This window comes from Corynebacterium sp. HMSC068H04, assembly GCF_001811255.1.
GTDB classification, from domain to species: domain Bacteria; phylum Actinomycetota; class Actinomycetes; order Mycobacteriales; family Mycobacteriaceae; genus Corynebacterium; species Corynebacterium hesseae.
In genome coordinates, this window is sequence record NZ_KV803996.1 from 1 (window position 1) to 19,648 (window position 19,648).

Consider the following 19,648-nt stretch of genomic DNA (forward strand, 5'->3'; position numbering starts at 1 on the left):
CCGACGTGTCTACTTTCCGGGGGTCAGGCCCAGAAGAAGTGAGTTCACAAAACCACCTGAAGAGAGTCAGTTGAGATGTCGCATCCATATGTGCGAGTGGTGTGAATTATGCCATAGCAGTTTTGTGAAAGGGGGTTTAATTTCTAAATCCCTATAGGGAAGGGCGGAAGGGGAGTGGTCCATAAAACGCGAAACCGCGCCGGGCCTCAACGAAGAGGTCCCAGCGCGGGTTGAAGCTACGTGGCCTTAAAGGAGGCCGTCGTGCTTACTTGGTAGCAGCAGCGTAACGCTCAGCAACGTCATCCCAGTTGAAGACGTTCCAGACAGCCTTAACGTAATCAGCCTTCACGTTCTTGTACTGGAGGTAGAAGGCGTGCTCCCACATATCCAGCATCAGCAGCGGGGTGAAGTTCACGGAGATGTTGCCCTGCTGATCGGTGAGCTGCTCAATAACCAGGCGACCAGCAACGTGGTCATAGCCCAGAACTGCCCAGCCGGAGCCCTGCAGGCCGGTGGCAACGGCGGAGAAGTGAGCCTTGAACTTCTCGAAAGAACCGAAGTCACGGTTAATAGCCTCAGCCAGCTCGCCGGTGGGCTCGCCGCCGCCGTTCGGGGAGAGGTTCTTCCAGAAGATGGAGTGGTTGGTGTGGCCACCCAGGTTGAAGGCCAGGTTCTTGGACAGAGCGCGGATGGCGTCAGCATTAGCCTCGCCGTTGCGCTGCTCCTCCAGAGCCTCGAGCGCAGCGTTAGCGCCAGCAACGTAGCCAGCGTGGTGCTTGGAGTGGTGCAGCTCCATGATCTCAGCGGAGATGTGCGGCTCCAGGGCATCGTATGCGTAGTCGAGTTCCGGAAGTTCGTAAACAGCCATTTGTTTCATCCTTTCTTTGGGGTACGAGGCCCCATGGTAGGGCCCGGATGAGAATTTGGCCACAATAATTTTTCTATGGGAGTCGCCGTGAACAAAAACCTGGATTGCGGGCAGCGCGGCGGAGTATAAGAGGGAGGACAACGCTAAGTGTAAGGAGAACCCAGCATGTTTCTTTTCAAGCCAGAACCCACGCTGGTGGCAGCTAAGGACGCTCTTCCCGGGCGCGCGGAGCCTGTTCTTGAGAACCCGCAGCCCCACGCGGTCCTGGGCACTCCGATTACCGGCCCGTGGAAAGAGGGGCAGAAATCCCTCATCATTGCCATCGGTTGTTTCTGGGGAGCCGAGAAGATGTTTTGGGAGACCGAAGGCGTGGAGGCAACCTCCGTGGGCTATGCGGGCGGCACCACGCCAAACCCCACCTATTACGAGGTCTGCCGCGGGCTGACCAACCATGCGGAGTCTGTGCAGATTACCTATGATCCACAGCGCGTGAGCCTGCGCGACCTTGTGGTTAAGGCCTTGGAAGCTCACGACCCCACCCAGGGCTTCCGCCAGGGCAACGACGTGGGCACGCAATACCGCTCGGCCTTCTATCCAGAGACTGAGGAGGAACGCGCCGAGATTCAACAGCTCGTGGATTCCTACGCGGGCAAGCTTGCCGACGCCGGCTTCGGCGCCACCACCACCGAACTCACCCTCCTCAGTGAGACGGACTCAGGCCAGTACTACCTGGCTGAGGACGAGCACCAGCAGTACTTGCACAAGGTGCCCAATGGCTACTGCCCGCACCACAGCACCGGTGTGAAGTGCGGCTAGAGCTGTTTGCGCACGTGCGTGCGGAAGTCGGAAGGTTTGTTGAGCTGGTCGCGCTCCACGAAGACCCGCATGCGCTCGGCTAGCTCCGGGGTGAGTTGAGCGCGCGTTTGGGATCCGAGGACGGAGTCCCAGTACCAAAACGTTTCCTCGAAGTAATTGTGCCCGTGGCCGCCGGGCACGTTGAGGGAGTTGATCTGGTCCAGGGCCACCTGCCAGAAGGTGATGAACGGGTGCCAACGCAGATTCTTAAAGGTATCCGCGTACAGGGTCTGCGGGGTGGGCTCGTGGATCCAGTTGGGGCGGGCGTAGATGAGCTTGCTGTCCCACCACACGATGGCGTCGGAGGCGTGCTGGCCCACCGCCACGCGCGGGCGTTCCCAGGGGCCGTAAGGTTCGCCGAAGGCATCGTGCTCCATGTGGGCGGGAACGGCGGCGAAGCGGAGGTGCCGGCCGCCGTCGATAAGCGGCAGGCGTTCCAGGGAACCGCGTTCACGGTGCAGGCGCCGCATGAAGCTGGTCATCCGCGGAGGTCCGGTGAAGACCGCACCATCGCAGGCGGCGAGGAGTTCCTCGAGCGTCTCAAAGTTCTCCACGATGGCATAGCAGCCCAGCGACTCGCCGCTGAAATACAACTTGGGGCGGTTGTCCTCAGGGAGGAGCTCGAGGCGGTCGTGGACGGCCGCGATGAGCTCGCGCGCAAAGGTGCGGGAGAGGTTCTTGTCCACCAGGTAGGAAAACATGGAAGGCAAGTAGTCGAATTGCAGGGCCACGGTCGCGCAATTGCCCCGCGTGAGGAATTCGTAGCCGCTGACAGCATAGTTATTGATCCACCCTGAGCCGGAGGGCATTTGCAGCACGATCGTGTCGCGGTGAAACGCGCCTGTGCGGTCCATCTCCGCCACCGCGTGGCGTGCGGCGGCGTGCGGGCCGCGGCCGCGAATGAGTCCGATATAGATGCGAATTGGCTCGTGGGCGCGCTCGAAGTGCATGACCTCCTTGATGTCCTGGGCGCGCGGGCCGCGGTCAAGAAACGCTCTGCCCTGTGAGCCGACGGCCGTCCAGGGCTCATGAGACCAGGGGCTGCCAGAGCGCTCCGGCTCCCACGGCATGGCGGAGCCCGGATATACCAGTTTGTTGAGCGCCAGGCCTTGGACGGAGGCCTTGCGGAGCAGGCGACGCCACACCATCCGGTCGCTGACCAGGGCTGTGGCGAAGCCGACCGCGCCGCCGGCTAGCGGCCAGGCAATCCACCTGGGCAGCCAGCGCTGGACCTGGAGGGACAGCTGGGTGACGGTGAGCTGGGCTGCTTCCCCCACAACGAGCAAGGCGCCGTAGCCTGCCGTGCCCACGGCCATGCCCAGTGCCGCGGACTGCGGGCCGCGGTCATTGAGCTTTCCCACGAGCCGGGCTTGCTCCGTCTGATTACGCAGGGAGCGTATGCCTGCGATGAGCGTGCCAACCCCCAGTGCGTAGTAGGAATAGCGCCGAGTGGTGGGGCCGACGCGGTCCTGGGGGCGGTGGCCAGCGTGGTGCAGCGCGCGCTTGGCAGCGAAGGCCGCGGTGGTCGCGGCGAGGTGCCCGGCGCCTTGGCCGATGGCCACGTTGGCGGCGGTGACCCACCACGGGCGGGGCAAAAGGGACGGGGAGACGGCTGCCCACGTTGCGACTTCGGCGCCGAAGAGCCCGGGCCACATGTTTTGTGGCAGGCGCCGTCGGCCAGTCATGCGCATGCCGGGCGTGAGATCGCTGATGATCTCCAAGGAAAAGATTGCAGCCTGAAGGCCCGTGCGGGCGGTTCTGAGTGTGATGCGGCGCGCAAGTTGACGCATGCTGGCCATTGAACCAGCTTTAGGTGCGACGTGCAGCGCAGCCTCCATAGATGTCCGATCAGACATGAAAATGTGAGATCGGACTACTGGGTCTGTGAATTCGGGCGCATAACGAGCAAAATTCGGACATTGGGGGCACAATAGGAGGCATGGGAAATCATGTTGGAAACAAAGTAGTACTCATCGGCGCGGGCGACGTTGGAGTTGCTTACGCCTACGCTCTGGTCAACCAGGGAACTGTTGACCACCTGGCCATCATCGACATCGACGAAAAGAAGCTCGAGGGCAACGTCATGGACCTCAACCATGGTGTTGTCTGGGCCCCGTCCCGCACCCGCGTGACCAAGGGCACCTACGAAGACTGCAAGGACGCCTCCATGGTCGTCATCTGCGCCGGCGCCGCTCAGAAGCCCGGCGAGACCCGCCTGCAGCTCGTGGACAAGAACGTCAAGATCATGAACTCCATCGTGGGTGACGTCATGAAGAACGGCTTCGACGGCATCTTCCTGGTCGCCTCCAACCCGGTGGACCTGCTGACCTACGCGGTGTGGAAGGCTTCCGGCTTCCCGCACGAGCGCGTCATCGGCTCCGGCACCGTCCTGGACTCGGCCCGCTACCGCTACATGCTCTCTGAGATGGATGACGTGGCGCCGACCTCCGTCCACGCCTACATCATCGGCGAGCACGGTGACTCCGAGCTGCCGGTCGTCTCCTCCGCCAACATCGCTGGTGTCTCCCTGTCCCACCGTTCTGAGAAGGACCCGGGCTACAACGAGCGCATCGAGAAGATCTTCGAGGACACCCGCGACGCCGCCTACCACATCATCGACGCCAAGGGCTCCACCTCCTACGGCATCGGCATGGCCCTGGCCCGCATCACCCGCGCGGTCATTCAGAACCAGGCTGTCGCACTTCCTGTCTCCGCTTACCTGCAGGGTGAGTACGGCCACGAGGATGTCTTCATCGGCACCCCGGCCATCGTTGACCGCTCCGGCGTCAACCGTGTTATCGAGCTGGCCCTCGATGACCACGAGAAGGAGCGCTTCGAGAACTCCTTCAACACTCTCAACACCATCAAGGAAGAAATCTTCGGCTAGTGAAGATTGTCGCCCACAGGGGATACTCCGGGAAATATCCGGAGCTATCCCCTCTTGCCTTTGAAAAAGCGCTCGAGCTTCCCATTCACGGCATCGAGTGCGATATCCGTCTGAGCAGCGACGGCAAGGTGGTGGTTCACCATGATCCCACCCTGGACCGCACCACGAATGGCTCAGGCCGAGTGTCTCGCATGACATGGGAGGAGCTGCGCCGCCTCAAGATCGGTGGTGGCCAGCGCATGCTGCTTCTCGACGAGCTCCTCGAGATGCTCGGCGATAAGAAGCATCACCTCTACATCGAGACCAAGCATCCCTCGGGGCAGGGCGACATCCTCGAAGAACAGATGGTGCTGCGGTTGCGCTACGCAGGGCTTGTCGACGACCCCCGGATCCACATGATTTCCTTTTCCCACCGGGCCATCCGTCGAATGGCAGCGCTCGCCCCGCATATCGACCGCATATATTTGCGCCGCGATTGGGAGCGCCATTTCAACCGCCCGGACATCCTGTTATCGCAGCCAACAGGCCTTGGCATGTCACTGTTGCGCGGCAAGCTGCAGCCTGCTGCCATCGGTGCGCATGGTCTGCCCACGTACATGTGGACCATCGACAAACCCGAGGACATGAAGTGGGCGTGGGCCAACGGGGTGGATATTCTTGCCACGAACCAACCGGAAGTGGCCCTGCATGCCATTGAGCTGTAATGAACAGGTAAGTTGTTCAGTATGGCCAAGAAGAAAAAGAAGAACGAACAGCTGCCGGAGGGTATGTCCCGCCGCCAAGCTAAGCTCGCTGCCCGCGCCGCCGAGCGCGCTGCCCTAGAAAAGGACCCCCGCCCCTTCGGTGGACTCGCCGCTGAGGCTAGCCTCGTCGCCCTGCAGGAATTCGTTCCTTCCGCAACGGCGAAGCTGTCTGTGAAAGGCTTTGACAAGGACGTTTACGTCGCCACCGTGCTGCCCGGGGCTACCGCCGCACTCATCCGTGATGAGGAGTCCGGCGGTGAGGCCTTCGTGGGCCTGCAGGTGCAGTCCCACACGCACAATCCGGGCCGCGACCTGGCTTTCGCCCTGAACTGGGTGAAGAACAACGCGCCGGGTTCCACTCTCGAGTCCACCGCTGCTGATGGCTCCCAGCCGGAGCTCAAGGAGCTGCTGGAGGAGGACGCCGAGCTGGAAATCAACGTCTACCAGGACTTCGCGTGGTGGATGCCGGAAGGCGCGCAGGTTCCTCCGCAGATGGCGCAGGCCCTGCAGCGCGCTAACGATTCCGTCATCGAGTCCTACCAGGTGGGCCAGGAGGCTGAAGGCTTTGTGGGCACCGCCTTCTGGGCTAACGCCGGTGGCGGCAAGGCGCACATCCGCTGGGTCCGCCCCTGCGATGACGAGAATGCTTTCCTTAACGCCCTTGCGCGCATCGCCGCTCGCGGTGAGCTCAACCTGGGAGAGAACACCAAGTTTGCCGGTGTCTTCCGTACCCACGGCCTCATCGCTCCGGTCTTCGACCTCGACCCGGAGGTTGCGCACGATTCCTACGAGGCAGAGTTGTCTCGCGTGAATAAGGCGCTGGAGGAGGAGATCTCCAACGACGCCAACCTCGACGCCGATGAGCGCAAGCAGCTGCAGAACATCAAGTCCCGTCAGGTGACGCTGCGCTAGTATCTCGGTGCCTTCGCCCCCGAGGCGCGGGTACGAAACGATCAAATAAGGCTCCAAAACCACAAGGTTTTGGAGCCTTATTTGATCGAAACGACCGGCCGAAGCCTTAGCGCATGGAGTCCCAGAGCGCTTGGGCCTCGGCGTCATCCCAGAGGACGACGTTGCCCACGACCGTGTCCTCGAAGCCGCCGATGGGGACCGTCTTTGTTTCCACGCCGGAGGCCATGGATAGCGCCACGCGTGCAAGGTGCCAGACGTGGTCCTTCTCGTTGACAATGAAGGAGTCGGCGGTGTGGTTAACCAGTGAAATTGCCTTGAAGGGGTTGCCGATGGTGGAGAAAGACGTTGCCTTATCCAGCAGCGCGGCGAAGAACTCGCGCTGGCGCTCCACGCGGTCCAAGTCACCCATCGCGGTGGCGCGGGTGCGCACGTAGCCGAGCGCATCCGGCCCGCGGAGCTTCTGGCAGCCCGCTTGGAGGTCGATGCCGGCAAGCGGATCGTTGATGGGCTCCTTGACGCAGATATCCACGCCGCCGACGGAATCCACGACGTTGGCCAAGCCACCCATGCCGATCTCCGCATAGTGGTCGATGTGGAGGCCGGTGGCTTGCTCCACGGTTTGGGTCAGCAGCTGTGGGCCGCCGTAGGTAAAGGCTGCGTTGACCTTGTCCATGCCAAAGCCGGGAACGTCGACATAGCTATCGCGTGGAATGGAGACCAACTGGGCCTTTCCGGATGCGGGAATGTGCAGCAGCATGATGGTATCGGTGCGGCCGACGCCCACATCGCCACCGGTGCCTAGCTCCGCCTGTTGTTCTTCAGTGAGCCCCTGGCGCGAGTCCGAACCTACGAGCAGCCAGTTTGTACCAGAGGTTTGTGCCACCTGCTCGGTGGGCAGGGCATCGATGCGCGTTAAACGCGAATCCGTCCACAGGGTGAAGGCCACCATGAAGACGAGGGCGATGACGACGATCCAGCCCAGGCAACCGAAAGCCTGCTTGGCTGGGTTTACTTTCTTGCGGCGGCTGTGCGGGCGACCTTCGGCACGCCTGCGGGTGGGGGCTTGCGGAGCATAGCTACGCGGTGGGGCATCCGGGGTGTACCGATTGGCGCGGACAGCAGGCTGTTGCGAAGGTACGCTCCGGCGGGGCGCTGGGCGCGCAGGGGAGCGCTGGGCCATGTAGGCGTCGACGTCGAAGCGGGTCTCCTCCGGCCGGGAACGCCGCGCGCTGGGGCGCTGAGCGCGGGAGGATGAATGCGCAGGATTAGCTTGCTGCGCGGATGGACGGCGGCGCACCGGTCGGCCGTAGCGATCACGCAAGGGCTGCCCGTCGGCACCAAGGACGAACTCGCCAGCGTCATCACCGGCTGCGTGTGAGCCGCGCGGGCTGGCCATGTTCCGGGGGCGGGAAGGGCCTGCAGAGCTAGCGGAGCCCGCGCGGCGAGGCGTGCCGTGGGGCTCGCCGGCACGGCGGGCTTCGCGCTCTGGATCGCGTCCTTGGTAGGTCATGGGGAACACTGTACCGCGAAACAACTTCTGCCCCACCTATCACACAGGGGGACGGTAGCTGTCTTTTCGCTGTGGCTTGCTGATAGCTCTTATTTAAGCGCCGAAGAGGAGGGCGTAGCCAACGAAAGCGATGGCGTCGATCAGAAAGTGCGCGATGACCAACGGCCACACCTTGCCCGTGCGGTGGAAGTACCAGCCATAGACCACGCCCATGATGATATTGCCGAAGCCCGCGGAAACACCCTGGTAAAGGTGATAAGAGCCGCGCAGGATGGAGGAAGCCGCCAGCGTTGCGGGCAGGGCCCACCCAGACTGCTTAAGCCTGGTCATGAGCCAATACACCACCACGAGCTCCTCCGCCCAGGCATTAGCAAAGGACTTGATGAGCAGCACGGGAATCTCAATCCACGTATCGAAAGCTCCCGGGACGACCTCCTTGGTCCAGCCGAAGTGCAGCGCTATGTAATACAGCGCCAGACCCGGCAGACCGATTACCGCCGCCAACGCCGCGCCATGCAGGCCATCCCGCCACTGCGGGCGGGGTGGAGAAGAAATCAAGTACAGAGCAAGCGCTCCCCACGCGAAGAGCACCGCGGCACTGCACAGCTGGAAGGCGAGGTCGAGCAACGTAGTCGCTGACTGCGAAGCGTTGATGGTGACCGATTGCTCATTGAGCGGCGCCGGGTTGAGCAGAGAATCGGTCAGACGCAACGCGGCGCGCACACCCGAAATACCAAAGGTGATGGTGAGGACGATGAGTATTTCCGCCCGCAGGCGTGAGCGCGCGCTCATGGGTGAAGCACCTGGGCGAGGCCGAGAAGGGAGGCATCATCAAGCGTGAGCGAGCCCAAGTGCACGCCCACCGGCGGATGATCGCGCACCGGCCAAGGCACGCAGATGGCAGGCAGCTGCGCCACGTTGAACAGCGAGCCCCACGGTGACCACCGCGTTTGCTCATCAAAGTTGGCCTGGTGATCCAGCGCCAGGAAATGCCCGCGCCGCGGCGGATCGAAAGCCAGCATGGGACTCAAAATGGCATCCACGTCCCATTCCTGGGCCAGCATCTCCGGCAGCTGAGCGGCATGGGCGCGGGCCGCGGCGAATTCGGAATCCGTGACGCGGCGGCCCTTCGCGCGAATCCACTCCGCGTAACCCTCCGCGAAGTCAAGCCTAGCCAGCCGGCGGCTAAAGATGTGCTGGAAGGCCTCAAAGGTAGCCGCGGCCTGGGGATAGGGGGAAATGGCCACGGTTTCGAAACCCGCGCCTTCAAAGGTGGCGGTGGCCTCCGCGACCGCGCGCAGCATGTGCGGGGCCACCTCGGCTTGAGCGAAAAGGGGATCCGTTAGCACGCCAATGCGGGCGCGCTGGGCACGCGGACGAAGGCCATGCAGCGCGGCGGTATCGGCGATGCTGCGCGTGATGAACCCCTGCACCGAGAGGTCCTCGCCGCCGGGCTTAAACCCGACGACGCCGCAGGCAGCGGCCGGAACGCGGATGGAACCGCCACCGTCGGAAGCATGCGCGGCGCGCAGCAATCCACGCGCCACCTGGACCGCCGCTCCGCCGGAGGAACCGCCCGGCGTATGGCCGGGATAGAGAGGATTATCCGGGTGGGGCAGGCCGACAGGTTCGGTGTCCACACGCAGGCCCAGCTCGGGTGCGGCGGACTTGCCGACGACTCGCGCGCCGGCGTCGATAAGCTCCTGCACAAAAGGATCAGTCTCCTCCGCCACGTAGGCACGCTCGGCATGGCCGAGCGTGGTGGGCATGCCGGCGACGTCGTTGAGATCCTTGACCGAGAGAATCCACCCGCTCAAGCGCCCGTGTGCCTGTGGCCGGCGCTCGAGATCGAGATACGTGAAGCCGTGCTCAGCAGGGCTCAGGCCCGCTAGATCCTCGCGCAGCTTGTCCAGTGTGAACTCGGTTCTCTCCATGGCGGCTCAGTCTAGTAGTTGAGTGGGATAAAGTTGCTGCCATGAGCACCACCATCGCATTCCTCGGGCCCGCCGGAACCTTCACAGAAGCGGCGATGCAGCATTTTGCCGCTGACTTTGACTCCCCCGAGGGCCTTCCGGTGAGCTCGCCGGCCGAGGCGCTGGCGGCGGTGCGCTCCGGTGCGGCGGACTATGCCTGCGTGGCCATTGAGAACTCCGTGGACGGACCCGTCACGGCTACTTTTGACGCGCTTGCCGACGGCTCCCGGGTCCAGATCTACCGCGAGGTAGACCTGCCGGTGTCCTTCTCCATTCTGGTGCGCCCCGGCAGTTCCAGCCACACAACCTTCTCCACGCATCCTGTGGCCTACCAGCAGGTACGCGGTTGGTTGGAGCAGAACCTGCCGGACGTGGAGTATGTCCCGGCGGCGTCGAATGGCGCGGCAGCGCAGGCCGTGGCGCGCGGGGAGGTGGACACTGCGGCTGCCCCTGCCCGGGCAGCGGAGGTCTTCGGGCTGGACTCGATTGCGGAGAATGTCGCGGACGTTGCCGGGGCCACGACCCGCTTCGTCCTGGTGGGGCCAGCCGGAAAACCGACCGAGCGGACCGGCAACGACAGGACGTCGGTCATCTTCACCCTGCCCAACGAGCCCGGCTCCCTCGTCGGCGCCCTCCAAGAATTCGCGCACCGCGGGGTGGATCTTTCCCGCATCGAATCCCGACCGCTGCGCACCGTCTTCGGTAACTACCGCTTCCACGCCGACCTCATCGGGCACATCGAGGACCAACCGGTGGCGGAGGCTTTGCGGGCGCTGTGGTTGCGTGCGGAGAACGTCGTTTTTGTCGGCTCCTGGCCTTCCGCAGTAAAACTCGGGGAGGGCCCACGGGATTTGGCGCGGCTGAAAGAGGCCGATGACTGGGTAGCGCAGGCGCGCACCGGCCAATAGTGTGGTGAAGCATGACCGGAAGAATCATCCTCCTGCGCCACGGCCAGACCTATTCCAATATTGACCGCATCATGGATACCCGCCCGCCGGGTGCCGAGCTCACCGAGCGCGGCCGCGGCCAGGCGGAAGATGTCGGCCGCGAGTTGGCGGAGCTGTGCGCCGGCCGCCGCGTGCGCTTTGTGTGTTCTATTGCCCTGCGCGCCCAGCAGACGGCGATGCTGGCCGCCCGCACATACGGCGAGGCAGCCGATGAGCGCAGCGTTCCGGTGGAGGTGCTCGTGGGCCTGCACGAGGTCTTCGCCGGCGAACACGAGATGAGCGGCAGCGAGGATACCCACCGCGAGTACATGGTGGCGCTGCGCGGCTGGGTTGACGGCGACCCGGAGGCCCGAATGCCGGGCGGTGAAAGCTACGTGGACGTGTTGGGGCGCTACCAGCCTGTGCTGGAGGATCTCGCTGCTGAGCTGGAGGATGATGAAGACATTGTCGTCGTCAGCCACGGCGCCGCCATTCGTGTGGTGACGACGCACGCCTGCGGCGTGGACCCCGATTTTGCCTACACCGGGTACATGCCCAACTGCCGCTTCACCCTCATGGAGCCGCAGGGCCAGCCCTTTGGCCAGTGGGTGCTGAGGCGCTGGGCGGATACCGAAGTTTAGTTCATTGCGGCCACGGTAGGTACCTACCCCCAGCCGAGCTCGTGGAGACGGTCCTCCTCGAAACCAAAGTAGTGCCCGACCTCGTGGAAGACAGTCACCATGACTTCGTGGGCGAGCTCTTCTTCCGAGTTGCTTATCGCCTGCAAAGGCTGCCGGTAGATCGAGATGGTGTCTGGCAGGTGGCCGGTGTGTGAGGCCGTGCGGTGGGTGAGCATCACGCCCTCGTAAAGCCCAAGCAGGTTGGGGCTATCCGGGTGCTCTTCTTCGACGAGGATGACCAGGTTGCGCATCTGATCGACGAAGCGATCCGGGATCTTGTCCAGGGCCTCGCCGACTAATTCCTCGAAGCGTTCCTCGCTGACCTCGTACATGTGCTTACTCCCTGTTGAGCGGACGGGGGTTTATTGGGCCGGTGCCACGGCTTCAGGCGCGGCGGGATCGGCGTTCTGCCCGGCCGGCTGGGCATTCTCGCTGCCCTGCTGGGAGTTCTGCTCGGCTGGCTGGGCATTCGGGTCGCGCAATGGGTTGCGCTTCGGCTGCTCCGTGGGCGGGGCGCCATTGATGCTCAGGGCATCACGGCCGCCCGTGGCAGAGCCGGTGATCTCGGAGAAGTGGCCGTCCTTGATGTGGATCAGCGAGCAATTCACCGAACGGGAGCCTCCCTCCCACGATTCGCGGCTCATCGCGCCCCAGAAAGGCTGCAGCGTGGATTGGTAGAGATTCTCCTCGCCGCCCAGGTAATCCATGGCGTTCTGGGTACACGTTTCGGAGAGGAATTTATCCATCTCTTCATCGCTGGGGTAAGCATCGGGGAACTTCTCTGCCAGGCTGATGACGGACACGGTCTCCATCTGGTGCGGTTCCTGGCACGGCACGGTGCTGACTACCTGTTTGTCATCCACCTTGCGGCATTCGCCGGGCTTGGCGACGACCGCCTGGTCCACCTCGCTGACCTTGCCCGTGGACTCCTGCGGTACGCCGTTGGCGTCGGTAGTCTGCAGGCCGCACAGGAGGGTGCGGTCACCCTGATCCCAGGAACCAGCCGGCGGAAGGATGGAAGCAATGTCGTAGCGTCCGTTGGGATCCCATTTGCCGTTGAGGTAGCTCACCGTGGGGGCCTCGCACAGCTCGTCGCGCAGGGCGTTTTGCCGCGTGACGTCTGGGCGCTTGGCGTTGGGGCCGAACTCGCTGGTGGGGTAGGCGCTGAGATCCTCTCGGGCGGAGACCTCGAAGCGGTGCGGTTTATCGCAGCTGGTCTGCTCAAAACCGGTGGCAGTACCGTCCGGGGCGATATCCCACGTTACGCACGAGCCCGCGGAGGCGGTGGTGAAGGATGCGGCTTCGCCTTCGGAGGAATCAGCGGCCTGGCTACCGTCGGCGCTGGGGGAAGCGGAGTCATGTGCGGCCGAATCGGTGCCAGTTGGCCCGCCGCTGAAGAGACCGTAGAACGCCAAGAAGACGGCCGCGGCTACGGCAGCAACGAGGACGACGCGGATGGCGGAGGCGGAGCGCCACGCAGATGAAGTGCTCATAGAACTCTTCATACTACCCCCTCAACGGCCCAGGCTTCTAGCCCGCCCAAGGCTAAGGCGGCGGGAGAATCACTAGATGTGCGAGCGGGAGACGTGTGTTGTGAGCCGGTAGCGGTCGGTGCGGTAGACCGAGGAACACCATTCAACAGGGCGGTCTCCGGAGCGGGCGAGGCGGGTGATGTGCAGGAGCGGGGTGCCCGGTGAGACGTCGAGAAGCTCGGCGATGTCCTCCTCAGCTGCCACGGCGGTGACGGTTTGTTCGGCCTCGGTGATGGGAACCTTGAAGGTGTTATCCAAAATCGAGTAGACGGAGTTGTAGATGTCATTTTCCAGCAGCGTGGGCGCGAAGGCAGAGTTATACCAGCCATCGTCGATGGAATAAGGCTCGCCATCGCCCAAGCGCAGGCGCCGCAGGTGGGTATGGGAAACAGAGGCTTCCGTACCGAAAAAGGCGCAGACTTCACCGGGGGCGGCGCTGCGTTCACCCAGCAGGATGCGCGAGGAGGCCTGTACTTTCTGATAGCCCATCTCATCAGAAAAGGAGGCCAAATGAAGCCGGGAGACCAGCGGGTTGGGGGCCACGAAGGTGCCTTTTCCTCGCACGCGGCGCAGGCGGCCTTCAGCTACTAGGTCACCGATGGCGCGGCGCACGGTGATGCGGGAAACGCCGTATGTTTCCTCGAGGATGCGCTCGCCCGGAAGAATGTCACCGGGTTTGAGGGTGGTTCGGCAGAGCTCGGAAAGAATATCCCGCAGCTGAGCGTGCTTGGGCACGGGGCCGTCGGTAATGATGTGAGGTGCCATGTTATCCATGATAATCCGCTGGTTATTACCAGCGCAAAGGTGTGGCCGTGCGCTAGACTATCCGGCGTGATTGATCTCAAGTTTCTTCGCGAAAATCCCGATGTCGTCCGCGCCTCCCAGGTAACCCGTGGGGAGGACCCCGCTTTGGTGGACCAGCTGCTCGCCGCCGATGAACAGCGCCGCGCGGCAATTGTGAAGGCAGACCAGCTGCGCTCGGAGCAGAAGGCCTTTGGCAAGAAGATTGGCCAGGCCTCCCCGGAGGAGCGCCCCGCGCTACTGGAGGGCTCTAACGAGCTGAAGGAGAAGGTCAAGGCGGCCGGCGAGGAAGCGGCCGCGGCCGAGGCCAAGGTGACGGAGCTGCAGTACCAGCTCTCCAACGTGGTGGAGGGCGCCCCGGCGGGTGGTGAGGATGACTTCATCGTGCTCGAGGAGGTCGGCGAGAAGCCGCAGTTCGACTTCGAGCCAAAGGATCACCTGGAATTGGGTGAAACGCTGGGGCTTATCGACGTCAAGCGGGGCGCCAAAGTCGGCGGCGCACGTTTCTACTACCTCACCGGCGATGGAGCCTTCCTGCAGCTGGGGATGCTGATGTTGGCTGCGCAGAAGGCCCGCGAGGCCGGTTTCCAGCTCATGATCCCGCCGGTGCTCGTGCGCCCGGACGTCATGCAAGGCACCGGCTTCCTGGGCCAGCACTCGGATGAGATCTACTACCTGCCGGCGGATGATCTCTACCTGGTTGGTACCTCCGAGGTGGCTCTGGCCGGCTACCACAAGGAAGAAATCATCGACCTGTCGAAGGGGCCGCTGCAGTATGCGGGCTGGTCCTCCTGCTTCCGCCGCGAGGCGGGTTCTCACGGCAAGGACACCCGCGGAATCCTGCGCGTGCACCAGTTCGACAAGCTGGAGATGTTTGTCTACTGCAAGCCGGAAGACGCCGAGGAGATGCACCAGAAGCTGCTGAACATGGAAAAGGACATGCTCGCGGCGATGGAGCTTCCCTACCGCACCATCGACATCGCGGGCGGGGATCTGGGCTCCTCCGCGGCGCGCAAGTTCGATAACGAGGCGTGGGTGCCGACTCAGGAGACCTACCGCGAGCTCACCTCGACCTCGAACTGCACCACCTTCCAGGCCCGTCGCCTGTCCACGCGCTACCGCGATGAGAACGGCAAGACCCAGTACGCCGCTACGCTCAACGGCACCCTGGCTACCACCCGCTGGCTCGTGGCCATTCTGGAGAACCACCAGCAGGCAGACGGCTCCGTCGTGGTTCCGGAGGCACTGCGCCCATTCGTGGGCAAGGACGTTCTGTACCCCGTAAACTCCTAGAAGAACGCGGCGCACGGCGGCTCGCGCGCCGCTTACTTTTGTCCCCTCCTTGCTGCCTTCCACCGGCGGCGAGGTCTTAAGCATTTGGAGCACTATGAGCGTTGTGGCTAACTTCCTTTACCGGCAGATCACGCACATCGGGCGCGGGGTGACTATTGCTCAGGGGCTCAAGATGCGCCTGTCCGGGGAGGAGAATATCCCGGATAAGGGCGGGGCCGTCATCGTGTGCAATCACACCGGCTACATGGATTTTCTCTTTGGGGCTTTCCTGGCGTATCGCAAGCGCCGCTTGGTGCGCTACCTGGCTAAGGCCTCTATTTTTAAGACGCCGGTGGCAGGACAACTTTTTCGGCTGATGGGTCATGTGCCGGTGGACCGCATCGATGGTGGGGCGTCGATTGTGAAGGGCATTGAGCTGGCCAAGAGCGGGGAGCTCGTTGGGGTGTTCGCGGAAGGGACGATTTCCCGCAGCTTCGAGATTCGCAGCATGCGCAATGGCGCGGCGCGGATTGCTCATGGCGCGGGGGTGCCGATTATTCCGCAGGTTATCTTTGGCTCCCAGCGCCTGTGGACGAAGGGGCAGAAGAAGCATCTGGGCCGCACGAAGGCGCCTGTGCTGATTAAGGCCTTGGAGCCTTATTACACGACGGGTGACTTTGACGCGGACATCGCTGAGGTACGCCGCCGGATGCAGGAGGCCCTGGAGGGCCTGTGGGCCGACTACGAAGCGGAGTTTGGCCCGATGCCGGCCGGCGAGTTCTGGGTGCCGGCACGCAAGGGCGGCGGCGCCCCGACGTTGGAGGAGGCAGAGGCCCAGGACTCCGAGGTGGAGAGTGAGCGCTACCGCGTGCGTCGGCTGCGCGATGATCTGACAAGCCTTAAGGACCGCGTCTCCGAGGCCACGGTGGAGCTCATGCGCGACCGGATGGCGCTGATGAAGCCGGGCAGTAACGAGGAAACCGGTACTGCAGAAGCTGGAGCCGATGCCGCAGAGAAGAATCGCCCGCGTACTGCGCCGGAAACCCTCGAGTGGATCAAGGAGAACCTCAACTCGGTGGTTGAGGAAGCCATGCGCGGCGTCGGGGAAGGCCGCGACAAGGTCACGGAGGTCATGGCGCAACTGAAATCCGACGTGATGGAAGCCCAGGCCTCGATGACGGCGAGCAGCAAGGAGATTTTCGCCGGATCCGTGGTGGAGCAGGGCTTGCTGTCTGCGGCGACGCAATCGCGCATCATCGTTTCCCGCCTGCCTCACCGGGTGAAGGCTGAATATTCTGAAGCGCCGCGGGTTATTGCGGCGGATCAGAGTGCGTTGAGCATGGAGAACGGCGAGATTTCGAAGCGGCTCCAGGAGGCGCTTGTACAACTGCACCCGCAGGTTGAGGAAGTGATCGTGATTTCGCCGCAGGGCGAGGTGCTGGACGCTGCGGCTTTTGGGGATCTCCCCCAAACCTGCTGGCGCATTGCCTGCGCGGACGGGGCCGAAGGGGTGCAGTTTAACGATGCCCCTGGCGGCGCAGTGGTGACCGCGTCTTCGCCTGCGGAGGGGTTGGCAGCCGTGGTGAAGAAGATCGGCGCCGAGTCCAAGGATCTCTTGTTCTTTGCCAACGAGCCAGGGGATGAGACCTTTGCGGAGGGTGGGGAAGGCGTCGCTGTGCATATGGTGGCGCTGGAGACCGCCCCCATTGAGGTGATTAAGGCTGCCCGTGCGGTGACGTATTCCTCGGAGCGTTATGGCATGGCTGAGGTGTTGGAGGCGATGGCGCGCCTGCAACGAGAGAAGGAATAGGTCCTTATATCCCTGGACTTGTGGAGAGTTCGTGACGCCCGTTAACACCCCCGGAAGGGGGTGTTAGTTTATTTTGTTAACCTATGAAGCTTCTTGAAAATGCCAGCTTACGGCAACGAAACCTACGTGTGAGTAGCGTCTCCGGAGAGAAATCCAGGTGATATATAGCATTGGCTTTGGGAGAAAACTTCTTCTTCATCCGCCTCTCGGGCAGGTAGCCGAGGCATCGGTGAGCAGGGCGCTCGTGGTGGATGAGCACGATATGCTGCGCATTCCGTCAACTGGACAGGACTTTCTGACGCCGTGCAGCGAGAGAGGAGACTCAGTCAACAATGAGCACGACGAGTATTACAAGCTTCAACCCTGAGTATTTTGAAAAGACCTGGAATGACTACTCCACCGAGGACTATGACGTCGTCATCATCGGCGGAGGTTCCGTAGGCGCCGGCGCCGCCGTGGATGCGGCCACTCGTGGCCTGAAGACGGCTGTGCTCGAGGCCCGCGACTTCGCCGCTGGCACCTCGTCGCGCTCCTCCAAGATGTTCCACGGTGGCCTGCGCTACCTGGCCATGTTTGATTTCCGCCTGGTGGCGGAGTCCCTCAAGGAGCGCGAGCTCAACATGTCCACTCTTGCACCGCACCTGGTGAAGCCGCTGAAGTTCATCTTCCCGCTGACCCACCGCGGCTGGGAGCGCGTCATGATGTTTGGCGGCTTTACCCTCTATGACCTTATGGGTGGCGCCAAGAGCGTTCCGATGCAGAAGCACCTCACCCGCAAGGGCGTGCTGAAGGTGACCCCGGGCCTCAAGGAGGACGCCGTCGTCGGTGGCGTGCGCTACTACGACACGCTTGTCGACGACGCCCGCCACACCATGACCGTCCTGCGCACCGCCGCCGAATACGGGGCCAACGTGCGTACCGGCACTGAGGTCATTGGCTTTGAGAAGGACGCCCGCGGACGCGTCACCGCTGCGAAGGTCCGCGACCTGGAAACCGGCCGCGAGGCCACCGTCAAAGGCAAGGTTTTCATCAACGCGACCGGCGTGTGGAACGACAAGCTCCAGCAGATGGCTGGCGTCGAAGGAAAGTTCACGGTTCATGCCTCCAAGGGCGTGCACATCGTGGTTCCGAAGGATGCCCTCGACGCGGAAGCCGCGCTGTGCTTCGTCACCGAAAAGTCCGTGCTCTTCGTCATCCCGTGGGGCGAATACTGGATCATCGGTACCACCGACACCGATTGGGAAAAGGGCCTATCCCTGCCGGATCCGGCCCCGACCAAGGCGGATATTGACTACATCCTGGACCAGGTCAACCAGCGCGTGCGCAACAAGATCACCCGCGATGACATCGTCGGCGTGTACTCCGGCCTGCGCCCGCTGCTGTCCGGCAAGTCCGACTCCACCACCAACCTCTCCCGCAACCACGCCGTGGCCCGCGTGGCACCGGGCATGGTTTCCGTCGCCGGCGGCAAGTACACCACCTACCGCGTCATTGGTAAGGACGCCGTGGACCTGGCCGTGAAGGAGCTGGGTTCCAAGGTGTCCGAGTCCGTTACCGAGCGCACCCCGATTCTGGGCGCGGATGGTTACCACGCGCTGGCCAACCAGGTACCGGCGCTGGCTCGCCGCTATAACCTCAGCGAAGACCGCATCGAGCACCTGCTCGGCCGCTATGGCTCGCTGATCGGTGAGGTGCTGGCCCCAGCCGCTGAGGACGCCACGCTGCTCGAGCCGGTTCCGGGCGCTGAAAGCTACATCTGGGCTGAGGTTCGCTACGCCGTAACCCACGAGGGTGCTCTGCACATCGACGATATCGTGACCCGTCGTCTGCGCGTGGCCATCGAGTTCGCCGACCGCGGCGTCGCCGCCGCACAGCCGATCGCTGAATTCGTTGCCCCGCTGCTGGGCTGGGATCAGGCCGATATTGAGCGCGAAGTCTCCCACTTCACCAAGCACACCGAGGCAGAGCTCGCCGCCGAGGCGGCACTGACCGACCGTGAGGCAAACGACATCCTCGAGCGCGCAGGCAGCGCACGAGCCACCAAGGAAGAAGCCTAAAAGTCGCGGGGCCCAGCGAGCGGTGGATATCCCTCGCTGGGCCCTTGGCCTAGGCAGATAAGAAAGGACATCTAATGACCGGAATGGATGCATTCCTGTGGGAGTTCATCGGCACTGCGCTGCTGCTCCTGCTCGGTAACGGCGTGTGCGCCGTTGTTAACCTTCGAACCTCGGGCGCGCGCGGTTCGGATTGGATCGTCATCGCTATGGGCTGGGGCCTCGCGGTGTTCATCGGCGCTAGTGTTGCCGACCCCACCGGTGGCCACCTCAACCCGGCGGTCACCATCATGCTGGCCGTGAATGGTTCCCTCGAGTGGAGCCTCGTTCCCTACTACCTGCTGGGGCAGATTCTCGGCGCCATGCTTGGTGCATTCCTTGCCTGGGCTACCTTTAAGCAGCTTTTCGACGCCAACAATCTCGACGAAGCCGGCAACGTCACCGGCGCCAACAAGAACACCGGGGGCATCTTCTTTACCAAGCCCGCGCACCCGAATAACGGGTGGAACGCGGTTACCGAGTTCATCGCTACCTGCGTGCTGCTCATGTTCATCGCCTTCGGCCCAACCGGAGGAGAGCTGGGCCCGCTGAGCTACTTCGGTGTTGCCTTCGTCATCGTCTCTATTGGTCTGTCCCTCGGCACCGCCACTGGCTACGCGATTAACCCGGTCCGTGACCTTGGCCCCCGCATCATGTACGCCTTCGTCCTTCCCATTAAGGACAAGGGAGACGCCAACTGGGGCTATGCATGGGTCCCGGTAGTTGCACCGATGCTGGCGGCCGTCGCCGTTGGCCTGTTGTCCATGGTTCTTTAAACCAACCCCG

Annotated in this window: 18 protein-coding genes; 10 read left to right on the forward strand and 8 right to left on the reverse strand. The window is 63.1% G+C overall.

Going from position 1 to position 19,648, the window contains the following annotated elements; genetic code table 11:
• Window positions 1-265: 265 nt before the first annotated feature.
• Window positions 266-868, reverse strand: a complete 603-nt coding sequence (locus HMPREF2792_RS06020; RefSeq protein WP_070523894.1) for a superoxide dismutase — start codon at window positions 866-868, stop codon at window positions 266-268.
• Between the two features lie 165 nt (window positions 869-1,033).
• Between HMPREF2792_RS06020 and msrA the strand changes: the two genes are divergently transcribed.
• Window positions 1,034-1,684: a peptide-methionine (S)-S-oxide reductase MsrA gene (msrA, locus tag HMPREF2792_RS06025; protein WP_070531781.1), complete on the forward strand. Its 651-nt coding sequence runs from the start codon at window positions 1,034-1,036 to the stop codon at window positions 1,682-1,684.
• On the opposite strand, the gene HMPREF2792_RS06030 is transcribed toward msrA, so the two are convergent.
• Window positions 1,681-3,522, reverse strand: coding sequence for an alpha/beta-hydrolase family protein (locus HMPREF2792_RS06030; protein WP_070531784.1), 1,842 nt, complete (start codon window positions 3,520-3,522; stop codon window positions 1,681-1,683). The two genes, msrA and HMPREF2792_RS06030, sit on opposite strands and share 4 nt — an antisense overlap.
• 140 nt (window positions 3,523-3,662) lie before the next feature.
• Here HMPREF2792_RS06030 and HMPREF2792_RS06035 point away from each other — a divergent pair, with 140 nt between their 5' ends.
• From HMPREF2792_RS06035 to HMPREF2792_RS06045, 3 genes are read left to right on the forward strand one after another with little or no spacing between them, the layout of a single operon-like run.
• Window positions 3,663-4,610: an L-lactate dehydrogenase gene (locus HMPREF2792_RS06035; RefSeq protein ID WP_070523884.1), complete on the forward strand. Its 948-nt coding sequence runs from the start codon at window positions 3,663-3,665 to the stop codon at window positions 4,608-4,610.
• A complete protein-coding gene (locus HMPREF2792_RS06040; RefSeq protein ID WP_070531787.1) occupies window positions 4,610-5,314 on the forward strand; it encodes a glycerophosphodiester phosphodiesterase family protein in 705 nt (234 codons plus the stop codon). Before HMPREF2792_RS06035 ends, HMPREF2792_RS06040 begins: the two co-directional genes overlap by 1 nt.
• 21 nt (window positions 5,315-5,335) lie before the next feature.
• Window positions 5,336-6,265 carry a DUF5926 family protein gene (locus tag HMPREF2792_RS06045; protein WP_070531791.1) on the forward strand — a complete coding sequence of 310 codons (930 nt, stop codon included), beginning with the start codon at window positions 5,336-5,338 and terminating at the stop codon, window positions 6,263-6,265.
• A 106-nt stretch (window positions 6,266-6,371) separates the two neighbouring features.
• Here the strand turns inward: HMPREF2792_RS06045 and HMPREF2792_RS06050 are convergent, their stop codons facing one another.
• The 3 genes from HMPREF2792_RS06050 to HMPREF2792_RS06060 all read right to left on the reverse strand — a co-directional run bounded on the left by HMPREF2792_RS06050 (window position 6,372) and on the right by HMPREF2792_RS06060 (window position 9,709).
• Window positions 6,372-7,661: an LCP family protein gene (locus HMPREF2792_RS06050; protein WP_070532122.1), complete on the reverse strand. Its 1,290-nt coding sequence runs from the start codon at window positions 7,659-7,661 to the stop codon at window positions 6,372-6,374.
• 207 nt (window positions 7,662-7,868) lie between these two features.
• On the reverse strand, window positions 7,869-8,567 hold the full coding sequence (locus tag HMPREF2792_RS06055; protein WP_070531794.1) for a CPBP family intramembrane glutamic endopeptidase: 699 nt from the start codon (window positions 8,565-8,567) through the stop codon (window positions 7,869-7,871).
• Window positions 8,564-9,709: an amidase gene (locus HMPREF2792_RS06060; RefSeq protein WP_070531797.1), complete on the reverse strand. Its 1,146-nt coding sequence runs from the start codon at window positions 9,707-9,709 to the stop codon at window positions 8,564-8,566. Before HMPREF2792_RS06060 ends, HMPREF2792_RS06055 begins: the two co-directional genes overlap by 4 nt.
• 41 nt (window positions 9,710-9,750) lie before the next feature.
• Here HMPREF2792_RS06060 and pheA point away from each other — a divergent pair, with 41 nt between their 5' ends.
• Both pheA and HMPREF2792_RS06070 read left to right on the forward strand, forming a co-directional pair.
• Window positions 9,751-10,656, forward strand: coding sequence for a prephenate dehydratase (gene pheA / locus HMPREF2792_RS06065; protein ID WP_070531800.1), 906 nt, complete (start codon window positions 9,751-9,753; stop codon window positions 10,654-10,656).
• An 11-nt stretch (window positions 10,657-10,667) separates the two neighbouring features.
• Window positions 10,668-11,315, forward strand: coding sequence for a histidine phosphatase family protein (locus tag HMPREF2792_RS06070; RefSeq protein ID WP_070531803.1), 648 nt, complete (start codon window positions 10,668-10,670; stop codon window positions 11,313-11,315).
• 23 nt (window positions 11,316-11,338) lie between these two features.
• Here HMPREF2792_RS06070 and HMPREF2792_RS06075 read toward each other — a convergent pair whose 3' ends face one another.
• From HMPREF2792_RS06075 to HMPREF2792_RS06085, 3 genes are all read right to left on the reverse strand, one after another.
• Entirely contained in the window at window positions 11,339-11,686 is a 348-nt protein-coding gene (locus HMPREF2792_RS06075) for a metallopeptidase family protein (RefSeq protein ID WP_070531807.1), read from the reverse strand.
• Window positions 11,687-11,716: 30 nt separating this feature from the next.
• Window positions 11,717-12,847, reverse strand: coding sequence for a septum formation family protein (locus HMPREF2792_RS06080; protein ID WP_070531810.1), 1,131 nt, complete (start codon window positions 12,845-12,847; stop codon window positions 11,717-11,719).
• A 72-nt stretch (window positions 12,848-12,919) separates the two neighbouring features.
• Window positions 12,920-13,651, reverse strand: a complete 732-nt coding sequence (locus tag HMPREF2792_RS06085) for a GntR family transcriptional regulator (protein ID WP_193634822.1) — start codon at window positions 13,649-13,651, stop codon at window positions 12,920-12,922.
• A 66-nt stretch (window positions 13,652-13,717) separates the two neighbouring features.
• Between HMPREF2792_RS06085 and serS the strand changes: the two genes are divergently transcribed.
• The 4 genes from serS to HMPREF2792_RS06105 all read left to right on the forward strand — a co-directional run bounded on the left by serS (window position 13,718) and on the right by HMPREF2792_RS06105 (window position 19,638).
• Entirely contained in the window at window positions 13,718-14,980 is a 1,263-nt protein-coding gene (gene serS, locus HMPREF2792_RS06090) for a serine--tRNA ligase (RefSeq protein WP_070531816.1), read from the forward strand.
• Between the two features lie 94 nt (window positions 14,981-15,074).
• On the forward strand, window positions 15,075-16,769 hold the full coding sequence (locus tag HMPREF2792_RS06095) for a lysophospholipid acyltransferase family protein (RefSeq protein WP_070531819.1): 1,695 nt from the start codon (window positions 15,075-15,077) through the stop codon (window positions 16,767-16,769).
• A 332-nt stretch (window positions 16,770-17,101) separates the two neighbouring features.
• Entirely contained in the window at window positions 17,102-18,826 is a 1,725-nt protein-coding gene (locus tag HMPREF2792_RS06100; protein ID WP_070531823.1) for a glycerol-3-phosphate dehydrogenase/oxidase, read from the forward strand.
• Window positions 18,827-18,900: 74 nt separating this feature from the next.
• The gene (locus HMPREF2792_RS06105) at window positions 18,901-19,638 is read left to right on the forward strand and encodes an MIP/aquaporin family protein (protein WP_070531827.1); all 738 of its coding nucleotides are present in this window, start codon (window positions 18,901-18,903) and stop codon (window positions 19,636-19,638) included.
• The last annotated feature ends 10 nt before the right edge of the window (window positions 19,639-19,648 follow it).